The sequence below is a fragment of the Spirosoma horti genome (assembly GCF_054776595.1).
This window is the reverse complement of record NZ_BAAHBQ010000010.1, coordinates 1-12,317: the sequence shown is the minus strand read 5'-3', so window position 1 is coordinate 12,317 and position 12,317 is coordinate 1. Positions and strand designations below refer to the sequence as shown.

At 48.0% G+C, this 12,317-nt stretch carries 12 protein-coding genes and 1 pseudogene; 7 read left to right on the top strand and 6 right to left on the bottom strand.

The features are described 5' to 3' along the window. Nucleotides 1-49 precede the first annotated feature (49 nt). On the top strand, nucleotides 50-376 hold the full coding sequence (locus ACYVAM_RS26995; protein ID WP_461072966.1) for a nuclear transport factor 2 family protein: 327 nt from the start codon (nucleotides 50-52) through the stop codon (nucleotides 374-376). Then, nucleotides 377-682, top strand: coding sequence for a hypothetical protein (locus ACYVAM_RS26990; RefSeq protein WP_461072964.1), 306 nt, complete (start codon nucleotides 377-379; stop codon nucleotides 680-682). On the opposite strand, the gene ACYVAM_RS26985 is transcribed toward ACYVAM_RS26990, so the two are convergent. Continuing rightward, entirely contained in the window at nucleotides 658-1,089 is a 432-nt protein-coding gene (locus tag ACYVAM_RS26985; RefSeq protein ID WP_461072962.1) for a winged helix-turn-helix transcriptional regulator, read from the bottom strand. The two genes, ACYVAM_RS26990 and ACYVAM_RS26985, sit on opposite strands and share 25 nt — an antisense overlap. Before the next feature lie 192 nt (nucleotides 1,090-1,281). Between ACYVAM_RS26985 and ACYVAM_RS26980 the strand changes: the two genes are divergently transcribed. The 5 genes and pseudogenes from ACYVAM_RS26980 to ACYVAM_RS26960 all read left to right on the top strand — a co-directional run bounded on the left by ACYVAM_RS26980 (nucleotide 1,282) and on the right by ACYVAM_RS26960 (nucleotide 7,068). Further along, nucleotides 1,282-2,250 (top strand): zinc-dependent alcohol dehydrogenase family protein, encoded by a 969-nt coding sequence (locus ACYVAM_RS26980; protein WP_461072960.1) that lies wholly within the window; start codon nucleotides 1,282-1,284, stop codon nucleotides 2,248-2,250. 275 nt (nucleotides 2,251-2,525) lie between these two features. After that, nucleotides 2,526-2,714 (top strand): annotated as a pseudogene (locus ACYVAM_RS26975) (epoxide hydrolase N-terminal domain-containing protein); the annotation flags it as partial. Between the two features lie 311 nt (nucleotides 2,715-3,025). Continuing rightward, on the top strand, nucleotides 3,026-3,844 hold the full coding sequence (locus ACYVAM_RS26970) for an SDR family NAD(P)-dependent oxidoreductase (RefSeq protein ID WP_461072958.1): 819 nt from the start codon (nucleotides 3,026-3,028) through the stop codon (nucleotides 3,842-3,844). Between the two features lie 76 nt (nucleotides 3,845-3,920). Continuing rightward, nucleotides 3,921-4,811, top strand: coding sequence for a helix-turn-helix domain-containing protein (locus ACYVAM_RS26965; protein WP_461072956.1), 891 nt, complete (start codon nucleotides 3,921-3,923; stop codon nucleotides 4,809-4,811). Between the two features lie 1,183 nt (nucleotides 4,812-5,994). After that, on the top strand, nucleotides 5,995-7,068 hold the full coding sequence (locus tag ACYVAM_RS26960; protein WP_461072954.1) for an AI-2E family transporter: 1,074 nt from the start codon (nucleotides 5,995-5,997) through the stop codon (nucleotides 7,066-7,068). 247 nt (nucleotides 7,069-7,315) lie between these two features. Here ACYVAM_RS26960 and ACYVAM_RS26955 read toward each other — a convergent pair whose 3' ends face one another. The 5 genes from ACYVAM_RS26955 to ACYVAM_RS26935 form a co-directional block, all read right to left on the bottom strand. Beyond that, the gene (locus ACYVAM_RS26955) at nucleotides 7,316-7,891 is read right to left on the bottom strand and encodes a hypothetical protein (protein ID WP_461072952.1); all 576 of its coding nucleotides are present in this window, start codon (nucleotides 7,889-7,891) and stop codon (nucleotides 7,316-7,318) included. Between the two features lie 22 nt (nucleotides 7,892-7,913). Beyond that, nucleotides 7,914-8,774 carry a hypothetical protein gene (locus ACYVAM_RS26950; protein WP_461072950.1) on the bottom strand — a complete coding sequence of 287 codons (861 nt, stop codon included), beginning with the start codon at nucleotides 8,772-8,774 and terminating at the stop codon, nucleotides 7,914-7,916. Nucleotides 8,775-8,835: 61 nt separating this feature from the next. Then, on the bottom strand, nucleotides 8,836-9,669 hold the full coding sequence (gene lgt / locus ACYVAM_RS26945; RefSeq protein ID WP_461072948.1) for a prolipoprotein diacylglyceryl transferase: 834 nt from the start codon (nucleotides 9,667-9,669) through the stop codon (nucleotides 8,836-8,838). Nucleotides 9,670-9,822: 153 nt separating this feature from the next. Next, the gene (locus ACYVAM_RS26940; protein ID WP_461072946.1) at nucleotides 9,823-10,953 is read right to left on the bottom strand and encodes an efflux RND transporter periplasmic adaptor subunit; all 1,131 of its coding nucleotides are present in this window, start codon (nucleotides 10,951-10,953) and stop codon (nucleotides 9,823-9,825) included. A 94-nt stretch (nucleotides 10,954-11,047) separates the two neighbouring features. Then, the coding region (locus ACYVAM_RS26935; RefSeq protein WP_461072944.1) for an efflux RND transporter permease subunit at nucleotides 11,048-12,317 on the bottom strand (1,270 nt) is incomplete at its 5' end.

Sequence of the window (12,317 nt, the reverse complement as noted above, 5' to 3'; positions counted from 1 at the left end):
ACTCCACGTTCATAGAAAAAACCACCGTTAATCAACCCTACAACGGACAATGATCAATCTCCCCGCCCATATAGAAGGCTTTGTGCAGGCACAAAACAAGCAGGACAGCACGGCATTTACGCACTATTTTACGGCCAAAGCCACCGTTTCCGACGAGGGGTATACGTATTCGGGCAGGGCCGAAATCGAGAACTGGATTCAACAAGCGACTGAAACGTATCAAATGCAACTCAAACCGATTGATTTTAAGCAAACGGGGGCATCGTTTAAACTGACGGTGGAAGTAACCGGACCATTTCCCGGAAGCCCGGCGGTGATGGGCTACCACCTTGAACTGGACGATTCATTGATCAGCTCATTACGCATCACCGGGTAAATGGCCAACGCATCAAATTCGCAGGAATATACCTTTATGGACATTCCTGCGAATCGATCAACGATCAACCATGAACTAGTCGACATGATTGTAAAACGCCGACTTTCCTGCCCCATTTCCACTTGGCTACTCCGGCTCTTCTCAACGGCTGCGGGAGCCCAGAAGCAGGGCTCCATGGATACAAGGGCTTTGTTTCAACGCCTTCAAATCGCACCCGAGCGTGTCTTCAAGATGTTCCGAGAAGCCAAAATACAGCCTGTCGACCGAGTGTTGACCGTCTATCAATCGGATGGAAATGCCTCCTGACGAGCAGCCAGCATTTTCTCCTGTAACTCGCTAATCGTTTTATTTTTGTCGGATTCGATCTTTTTCATCCAGTAAGCCGATCCCCCCTGAGGATTATATCGGCATCCGAATGCCATTAATTCGACCATCAGCGGGATCAGGTCAAGCCCTTTATCTGTCAGATAGTACAGAAACTTAGACGCATTGCTATCGGAGACCTTTTTGATCAAGTATTTCTCATTCATCAATAAGTTCACCCGGTCCGATAAGACCGACGGTGCTATTTGTTCTGCAGAAGCTCTCCACTCCAGCCAAGAGTTTTTGCCGTCAAAAATCATATCCCTCAATAATAATAACGTCCATTTATCGCCAAAAACGTCCAGTGTATACCCCACAGGGCAAGTTGATCGGCTGCCAATTGCTTTCATACTAGCACAAATAAATAAGTAGTATTGAATTAATACCACTTATTTATCTATGTTTGTGGTATCAATTCAATACTACAAACATAGACAAATGTTTCCAGTGAAATTATCCGGAAACCTGAACAGGCCTGATACAGCCCTTTTTTTATCAGGTGCCGTCAATGACTTTATCAGGGAACTCAAAAACAAAAAATCATGAACGCAATTCAACTAACAGCGACCGGCAATCCGGTTGAAAATCTGAAACTCGTCGACCTGCCAAAACCCACGGCACCCGGTATAGGCGAGGTGATCATTAGAATGGAATACAGTCCGGTCAACTTCAGCGACCTGATGGTGGCCAAAGGCATTTACTTTATACAGCCGGAATTGCCTGCTGTGATTGGGGGCGAAGGGGTAGGTATAATCGTAGAAACAGGCTCTGGTGTACATCATGTAAATGTTGGCGATCGGGTCGTTTTGCCTTTTGGCACGTATGCCTGGGCCGAATTTGTCAAAGCGCCTGCCGAAAAATTATTTGCCTTGTCGCCGGCTTCAGATCCCAGACAAGCGGCAATGGCGTCGATCAATTCACCTACCGCTATTCTATTGCTGAATGAATATGTCCGTTTAGATCAGGGTGATTGGATCGTTCTGAATGCAGGGAACTCCAGTGTGGCCAATACCATCATTACCGTAGCCAAATCGAGAGGTATTAAAACCGCTGCCATTGTCAGAAGGGCCCAAGCCGTAGAAACGGCTAAACAAGCCGGTGCCGACGTGGTGGTCGTTGAAAGTCCGACGGCCGTACAGGAAGTTAAAGAGGCTACCGGTGGGGCGACTATCAAACTGGGTCTCGACGCAGTAGGCGGACAATCGTCGGCTATCCTTGCTCAACTCCTCGGTCAGGGAGGTCACCTGGTAGCGTATGCCGTTTTAAGTGGACAACCGATGGTGGTTAGCCAGGTTGATCTCATCGTCAAACGGTTAAACGTTCATGGATTCTGGATGTATCTGTCGGAATACCTGCCTAAACTGGATGCGGCTGTCCGTGAAGCTGATTCATTCATCGCATCGGGCTCGATCAATGTGCCTATCGCTGCTACCTATTCTTTAAACGCGATCAGTGAAGCGGTTGAACACGCCATCCGGGGCGAAAAGGTGTTACTCGACTTTACCGTCTGATTAGGCTCGAAACGGAATAGCGCTATACATTCTGACTGTTATAGGGCAGCCAAATTTATAGCGATTTTGAAAGAAAATTTATCCGTTAACCAACCATGTATCCATGAAAAGGAAATTAGTTAACATTAATTAACATCGATCAACGTGTCCTGGATACGATCGATGCCAAACTGGCAAACGCAAACAGTTCCTTATCCTAGGCCGGGTTTGGCTGGCAAAGGGGAACTGACGCCACCTAGCTGAAAGACCTGGTCGAGTAGTAGTGGACCGACTATGACTGGCGTAAACAGGAAAACGAATTGAACAGGTTTGATCAGGATACGGCAACGATTCATGACCATAAAGTCCATTTCATCTGTCAAAAAGGGAAAGGAACGAATTCAAAGCCCTTATTACTGACCCATGGCTGGCCGGACAGTTTTTATCGCTTTGACAGCTTCACTTGCCTGACAAAGCGCTTATGAAACGGATCGTGAGAAGCCTAATTGGAATCGGGGTACAGAATCAGTTGGGCATTCGGTAAATTCTGTTGCAACGGTACGAATTAACCGTCGGGAAGATAGTGTCATTACAACTATTAACCACTAAGACCGGATGCGTTAGTGCGGTTAGGTAGTCCCTGCAAACGCTGCTATCTGCGCTGGAATAAGCATGTCGCTTTCAGCTAGTCGAAAACTCAGTCTAGAAATGTGTCAATGATTCCGGGTTTCGTATAAATCCTTCTCCAGGGGCACCAATACCTTTGTCTCAGATTAATGCATAACGAATTAGCATCATGGAAAAAATAATTTTGATCACTGGAGCCTCCCGAGGATTTGGTAAAATCTGGGCCAAAGCCCTTTTAGAACGGGGTGATAAAGTGGCGGCAACCGCCCGAAAACTAGATGACTTAGCGGATATTGTCGCCCAATATGGCGATGCAGTTCTTCCAATTCAGCTCGATGTGAATGACCGGGCGGCCTGTTTTGAGGCCGTCAATAAAGCGAAGGCGCATTTCGGACGTATTGACGTACTGATTAACAATGCTGGCTTTGGCTTATTTGGCGCCATTGAAGAAACCACCGAGCAACAGGCTCGTGCTCAAATGGAAACCAATTTTTTTGGACTCCTTTGGGTAACACAGGCTGTCGTCCCAATCATGAGAGCGCAACAAAGTGGGCATATTATTCAGGTATCAAGCACCCTGGGCTTAATTACCTGGCCAGTTTTTGGGCTCTATAATGCATCTAAATATGCCGTCAATGGGTTGAGCGAAACCCTGGCCACTGAAGTTAAAGGCTTTGGGATAAACGTAAGTTTAATTGAACCGAATGGGTTTTCAACGGATTGGTCGGGCTCATCAGCTTTTCAAACAGAGCCAAATGAAGTGTATGCACCCCTTAAAAAAGCATTTTTCGAAGGGGTAACACCTGATACCTGGGGCAAACCAGAGGCTACCGTTGCTGCGGTTCTGCAACTGATTGACAGCCACAATCCGCCATTGCATTTCTTACTGGGGAAAATCGCTTATCCTGTCGTTAAACAGGTTTACGCCGATCGACTTGCGGAGTTTGAAACATGGAAAGACGTTTCTACCGATGCCCACGGTCATTGATACGGCAACTCAACTTCAGTTTACCTGTTACACTCTACTCCCTCAAAATGAGTAGAGTGTACGTTCATTTTTAGCCATGAAACATTTTAAAACACTACCTGACCTGCATCGCGAAAATGGATTTCCTCCACCGGAAAACCCACGGTTCAGTATCTATCAATGTGATAAAGCCTGTATACTTGGTGATCGGGAATTTACGAGCAATTTTTATATGGTCGCCTTTAAGAAGATAAAGGCTGGCGTTGTTCGCTATGGTCGAACAAAATTTGACCATGAATCGGGTTCAATGATGTTTTTCAAACCGAATCAGATCATTGAGATGAAAAATTTGGAGTTTGATGAAGATGGCTTCCTATTATTCATCAATGAAGATTTTTTGAACGGGCACTCCTTACACCAGGAAATAAAGAAGTACCATTTTTTTGATTACGAGACCAATGAGTCCCTGCATTTATCGCCAAGTGAAGAAAAAATAACCTGGGAGCTCTATCGTAAAATTGAAAACGAATATAACCATAATCAGGATGAGTACAGCCGCGAAATCATTCTTGCCAACATTGATACGCTGTTAAAATACGCCCAACGGTTCTATAAACGACAGTTTATTAACCGCTCAGAAATTTCAGGCAAAACCGTCACTAAATTTCATACAGAAATAGACGCCTACGTAGCGAGTGGCCTTTTAGGCATCAAAGGTCTGCCTTCTGTTCAGTATTTAGCCAACCGACTCCATCTCTCTGCTGGCTATTTAACCGATCTGTTGAAACAGGAAAGTGGAAAAACCGCTCTGGAACATATTCACCTGTACTTAATATCGGAAGCTAAAAACCGGCTCAAAGGGGAAGATCAGTCGGTTTCCGAAATTGCCTATGGGTTAGGCTTTGACAACTTACCCTATTTCTCCCGCTTATTTAAGAAAGAGGTGGGCATCAGCCCGAATAGGTTCAAAAAGCAACTGCTTAATTAAGAGACGTCTTCGTATGGGCTCATGCGTTTTTTTTTATGGAACTCCCAGGAGGCTACGTCAAGACAGGTAACAACTCTTCGATTGATTTTTGGACGAGGCTTTCTACATATAGTCAGATGCTAGCTTCAGATTTGTTCAAGTAGCGCATGAAAAGGCTTAATTAACTGTCTTCAGACAGTTAATTAAGCCTTTTCATGCGCTACTTGACTACTAGTCGAGTATTCGCTGGGATGTGGTAGTTTGGTTTTTGCCCCTTGCCTTTCCCGCCATCTGGATAGGTGCCAAACTACTGACCTATATTAACCCCCTTTTATTTAGAGGTATTAATAGGATTGTTTTTGATGGCTATTCTTCCGCTGATTTTTCGCTCTTTTAAAGATCACACCACTTCGCTTCTCAGCGAGTTAAAGCCACATCCAGATTCAACGGACAAGGCTTTTTTGTGAGATGATTAGTACGGTACAACTTACTTCTCTTAAAATACCCAATTAATTCTTCGGACACAAACGGTCGCGTTCCAGCACGGTCCGCCGTTGCGGTACCGTCTGCGGTAAGTGTCCGCGGCTAGGCCGGGCCACCGAAACAGTCGGAAATTTGTCGACAGAGTCTAGCCACCTCTTTGTTTGGTTATACCCAACAGTCGCACAAAAACGCTCCGAATAAAATCAGGCCAAGACATTCGCTGAATAATTGCTCCCGCTAACGAACAAGCTCATTGCCTCCGAATTCTTACGCCGAGTGGTAGAGAACTTACCCTTTTAAGCCCCTATAGTACTGACTAATCATAGAATAACTACGCCAAACGGTTGAAGACCTTACAGGGCAACCCCGCACAAATTCGTTAACGCCGAGGGGCAGACGATCCGACCTATTTACTGGAGATTCACCCTGTCGCTAAACTGCACACTTGATTCTAAGCAAATTCTAACACAGAATTAAGTTTTTACTAAGTACTGCCGAGTTTAAGTTATGTCATTCAATCGAATAAGCATCGATTGAACGGCACTGGGCATTAGTCATTTGGCTAAACGGGAAGCTCTTTAAGCGCAACTAATCGATCCACGTTGGTCATTAACGGCGCTCTATCAGGCCGTAACGACGAATGTAATTTGCTTCGTTGGTAATGCGACCTTCAGCAGGCTGGCCCCTGATGCAGGATGAATTCATTGTTTAAACTATGCCCATGAAGCTACCATCTGAGAATAATACATCCGCACCTGATCAACCCCTGTTCGTTCGACGAGTGGGCATTATCCTGGGTCTTACCTTGACGGCTCTCTTACTGCTGGGTCTGCTGGGAGCCGCTTTTGATGTGCTCCTGCTGATCCTGGCCGCCACGCTGGTTGCCCTCCCTATGCGGGCTGGAGCGCGGTGGTTGAGTGGGCGAACTAACTGGCCCCAGGGTGTCTCACTGGCCATCGTGGCCCTGCTGACGGTGGGCGTACTGGTCGGGGTAGGCTGGTTTATTACCTCCGCCATCAGGGGGCAACTCGACCAGCTACAGGAGCAGGCTCCCAAAGCCATTCAAAATGCGAAGGAGCAACTTCAGCAGACCAGCCTGGGCAAACGGCTATTAGAGGAAGACATCAAACCCGAAAAACTAATACAGGGTGGATCGTCGAGATGGCTTAGTCGTATTTCGGGGGCGGTATCGGCCACGCTGGGTGTCCTGGCAAACCTTTACGTGGTCCTGTTTCTGGCCGCTTTTTTGGCGGCTCAACCAGGTCTCTACCAGCAGGGCCTGATTCTACTCATTCCCAAGCCGGGTCGTCAACGGGCTAAACAGGTACTGGATCAACTGGGCACAACGTTACTGGGCTGGCTGGGTGGTAAGCTGTTTTCCATGACGGTTGTAGGCATTCTGACATTTGTAGGTCTGTGGCTGCTGGGCATTCCGCTGGCGGGGGCACTGGCTCTTTTCGCTGGCCTAATTTCGTTTATTCCCAACTTTGGCCCCATTCTGGCTTTGATCCCAGCCGTCTTGTTTGCCCTGTTGGAGGGTCCCCAGCAAGCGCTTTACGTCGGGTTGCTGTACGTAAGTATCCAGTTTGTGGAAAGCAACGTGCTGACGCCCTTGGTTCAACAGCGGGTTATCGCTCTGCCGCCAGCACTAGTGTTACTTTCTCAATTAATCATTGGCCTTTTTTCGGGGCTCATGGGCGTAGCGCTGGCTACCCCTCTGATGGCCATTATCATGGTTCTGGTCAAGATGCTTTACGTTCAGGATGTACTGAAAGACGATTCGGTAAAGGTGTAGCGCCTACCCTAAATCGCGGCCCGCATGTTCCTATTTATTTATCCTTATGTGAATTACGACCGTCGTTTTATCGATGATTTGTTTGCTGTTCAGTCCGTTGCTTTTTAGTCAATCGTCCAACTGGTGGTTTCGTTTTTTGCCTAGACCAGCTTGAGCGTTTAAGCTCGGATGCCTCTGGACTGACGCTATGCTATCGTCCCGCTATTGGTAGTTGTCAGCTGCGCTGTGTAAGGATGTGAACCTATTTTCAGTATCCCTTTTTCATAGAAAGACAAAAGAGATACGAGTTAACCAGGCCAAAGGAACCATGCGAATCGGTATCGGTTAACTGCCCGTTGGTTAGTTGATTCAGCAACTCCACCATACACTCATTCTGGCTGAAGACTTGCCGACAAATTCGCTTGTTTATAGCATATATAGGGCTAGTAGGTGTCAGACTGAAATAGTGATAGTCCCCGGCAGTAGTTCCCCAGGCTTGTAAACGGTATACTATCAAGGCCCCTTGCTGCCTTACCTCGTACCGATCAGCTTCCCAAAGCCGATACGTTTCACCCTTTTTAGTCCGGTACCCCCAAACAGAATCAGCCGGTAATTTCCAGTATTGCCCATATATACCAACAATGGATATCAGTTGGGAACCAGGCTTGGTTCGAACCCCTTTTACCCAGTTATTCCCCACGGCACTTGTCAGCCTAGTAGATGAACCAAGCACTTGCATAGCCGGTTGATTACAGCCAATGAGTGAAAAGACCCCAAAAAGACAACACCAGCTAACTGGGCTTTTCGGTCTGAAAATACAGTTACCAATTAGTAAATAGTGCATGATTAATCAAGCATTATGCCGCTCAACGAAGCGAACGTTGGCGGCTTTCAGTAAAATAGGCTGCCGCTAGGTACAGGTCGCGTTCCGTTCGCATGTGGCAATCAATCAATGAACTAACATTAATAAATTGATCCATAAAGTTTGCCTGCATAAGCTGGCCTGTTTTCAAATCGCTTGTCAACCTGCTGAGGGACGGTCTGTTTTGCAAAATGCGGGTATTCAGCGCAAGGGCTCTTCTAAGCAGCACATAACGACTATACCATAGCTTATAAACTGGAAACATAGCGCCCTTCCTAATGAGCACTTTAGTACTGGGCAGCGCTGGGTAAGCTGTACTGGGCAAATTAACTACCTGCTGGCCGTTTAGCGCGGCTAGTTCCTGCTGCAACTGGTTTACAATAGCCTTTTTTTGGCCGCACTTTTCTTGTAATTCAAGTAATAAGCCCTGAACGGCTTGTTCGTTTTGATTCGATGGGGCCTTTAGTTTACGCCACGAAATAGCCTCTGTCAGTTCACCGAGAAGTTCCTGTCGGTGGGTGAGTTCATCAAGCCGTTTTCGTTGGTAAATCAATTGAAGATAAGTTAGGATGGCTTGTCGATAAATTGTCTGATGTAGTTGCTGGTAGCTGCTTTCTAACCGAACAAGTGCCTGTCGAGTTAATTTACCGGGTGGTGCCTGAGTTGACCTACGCTTAGTTGTTACTGGCACCATTTCTTTTTGCGCAGTTCGACAGGAGTCAACCCATAAACGACCCGTACGTAAATAAACGTTATTGCTGTCTAAACCAGCCAGGAACGAATCCAGCTTCGACTGGCTTTGAGCAGGCAATGAGCCGCTGAGCGTAAGTATCGTTGCAAAACCCAGTAACTTAAACAGCCACATAGCTAGGAATCAGTTTTGTAAATACCCTGAAGACTTACCCCTATACGGACTTTCTTCAACCCTACGTAGGGGTATGAAGGATAGGTTTAGGCCGACTTAGTAGCAAATAAATGCCCACCAAAACAGCTGGAATGCTTAGTAGCTGCCCAACATTGAGCAGCATCTGGTTTTCGAATGGCACTTGATTTTCTTTTAAAAATTCATACAAAAAACGTAGGCTAAAGACCCAGACCATAAACACGCCCAGCAGTAAACCGGGCGGTGTTTGCTGCTTATCGCGATACCAAAGCCACAACAAAATACCAGACAACAGCAGACAGCTTAGAGCTTCATACAACTGGGCTGGATGGCGCGGCACGGCCGAATACTCGGTGTTGTTAACGAAGATAAATCCCCAGGGTAGCCTCGTCGGACGGCCAATAATTTCGAAATTCATCAAATTGCCCAGTCGAATAAAGAAGCCGCTTAGGGCCACAACAATGGCTATGCGGTCAGCTACCCACAAAAAGGATTGTCCCTGCCGGGAACGGACGTAAAAAAACAAACTTAGGATAATACCAATAGCCGCCCCGTGGCTGGCTAACCCCCGGTAGGGTGGTAAGAGCACGTCCAGTGGATGTTGCCAAAGCATCGCTGGTTCATAAAATAGAAAATGCCCCAGACGGGCACCAGCCAGCGTTCCAATAACGATATATAACAGCAGCGAATCCACATCCCGCACGGGCCTGCCCTCCTGGCGAAAGATGTAGGTAATAACCTGGATGCCAAAAATAAAACTCAGGGCAAAACAAAGTCCATACCAGGTAATAGCAAAGGGTCCAACTCGCAACAGTTCAGCTGTAGCCGTCCAGGTAATGGCCGTCAGCTGGGAGCCAATGAGTGAGCAAGTAAGCATTGATTAAGTTTAATCATGTAGTTGTAAACCCAAGCTATGTCAACGGATAGTCATTGGTGTAGATCATGACGCAGGTCAGCTAAACGATCGGCAATTCTTACGTTTGACTCGGCTCTTTTCGTAGAAAAAACTCCTGTCGGGGGAGTGGTTCAATTAATGTCGCGCGACAATAGGTTCGGTCACTGTTTTAATCTCGGTATTATCACGAATATCATCCGATCCTTTCAGCAGGACCACATCAGTGGGTTTAAGGTCACCAATCACTTCAATCTGATCGTTTGCCTCATTACCCGTTTGTACCGTTACCCAATGCGTTTTCCCCTTTACCACCGTTATGACGTAGCTGCCTTCCATGGAGACGACCACCGCCGATTTGGGAACGTATACACTTTTACTTTGCCGCTGCACGGGAAAGCCCACGGTAGCGTACATGCCCGGCATGAGTTGCAGACGGGGGTTGTTCACCTCGATCTCGATCAGTTCCGCCCGCACACTCCGTTCGACATTGTAGGAAATTCGGTTAATCTTACCCGTAAACACCTTACCCGGAAACGCATTGACCGAATAGGTTACCGGGGTATTCTGCCGAATTTGGCCCGCGTACACCTCCGGCACCGTTACCTGTAAACGTAGACGGCCAATTTCTTTAAGTTTTAGCATGGGTTGCGCATCTTTCTGGGTTGGGCCCACTAGTGCCCCCGGACTCAGGATACGTTCGGTCACCACTCCATCAAAAGGAGCCGTTAGCCGAAGGTATTGTTTCATCTGGCGGGCTGCGGCTACCCGTTGTCGTTGACTCGTCAGATTCGCACTATCCCCCATCACTTCCGCCTGCGCCTGATCTATCTCCTGGGGTGCCACGGCCCCAGGCGTTTTGGCCGCCTGCACTAACCGGCGGAAATTACTTTTGCTGATGTTGAGACGCCCCTGGGCAGCCGTTAGATCCGATAAGGTCCGGCTCAAGTCTGACTCCAATTCGGGCGCTTCCATCGTGGCCAGCACTTGACCCCGGTGCACTTTAGCGCCCACATCAACGGGCATGCTTTTCACAAAGCCGTTCACTTTAGCGTACAGCGCCACATCGTAAAAGGGAATAAATTCGCCCGGTAAGGCCAATTGCTTGGCGACTGATTCTACCGATACGGGTACGGTTTGATAAGCCGCCTGGCTAACAGTCTCGGCCGGTTCGCCAGTGGATTTTTTGCTAGTTTCGTCCGACGAGCAAGCGGGTAGCAACCCGGCCATTCCCACGAACAGTATACTATAATAGAGTCGATTTTTCATAGTAATTCATTAATTGGTGCCCGGCCTGACTTTCTGAATTAAGGATATCGGGGACCGGTGTGATAACCCATTCGAAAGCCAGGCCGTGGGCAGATTAGTTAGGATGCGTGGTTAGGAGTTGTTTTTTTAGCGGGTCAACGCCGTCATAAAATTCACTTTCTTCATCGTTGGGGTTCAGTGACGATGATTTGACAGAGGCTTTGCGCTGGACGCTGGCAAAAATGACCGGTAGAATCAACAGGGCCGCAAAGGCCGAGAAAAACAGGCCTCCGATCACGGCCCGGCCCAACGGGGCCGATTGATCGCCTGCTTCTCCCATCCCCGAGGCCATCGGAATCATGCCAGCAATCATGGCTAGCGAGGTCATCATAATGGGCCTTAGACGCATACTCCCGGCCGTGAGGGCTGCCTTCGTGGAGTCATTATAAACGAGTCGTAGCTGCTCGGCATTGGTGATCAACAGAATGGCATTGGCTACTGATACACCCACGGACATGATGATACCCATATAGGATTGCAGGTTAAGCGTACTGCCCGTTAGACTTAATAATCCAAGCGATCCGGCTAGCACCGCCGGAATCGTCGAAAGCACCACGAAGGCCACCCCAAACGATTGGAAGTTGGCCATCAAGACCAGGAAAATAACGACAATGGCAAGCCCTAATCCCGTTTGCAGACTACCCAGCGTATCGCGCAAGAGCTGAGCCATTCCCTGTAAATCAACTACGGTACCCTTCGGCGGAGCGCCTAAACCGTCAATCACGTGTTGTACATCGCGGGTGGCCGTACCCAGGTCTTTATTGAAAATATTAGCGGATACCGTGACCAGTCGCCGGGGACCACTGCGGTCGTACTCCCCCGGTACAGTCGTCCGTCGGATTGTCGCTACGTCACCCAGCGTCGGACGAAGCTGTCCTTTCACCAGGGGAATGTTCTCCATGTCTTCGAGCGAGCCCATCTCGTATTCGGGCAATTGCACCTGTACCTGGTAGGCATAGCCCGTTTTTCGATCCAGCCACAGATTCTTGGCCGTAAACCGGCTTGAGGAGGTAGCCGCCACCAGGCTTTTAGAAATATCATCGGCCGTTAGGCCAAACTGGGCCGCTTTGATGCGGTCGATCTGAATATCCAGGGTCGGATAGTTCAGGGGTTGCTTGATGCGAATATCCCGCAGATAGGGAATGCTTTTTAGCCCATCCTGTAACCGTTTGGCATAGCCTTGTCCGTCTTCCAGGCTTTTGCCCCCCACCTGCACTTCAATCGGGGTGGATGCGCCCTGACTCATAATTTTATCGGTCAACTCAATGGGTTCGTAAGAGATGCCCACACCCGGCAGCTGTTTTCGTACGGCGTCCCGCAGCTTA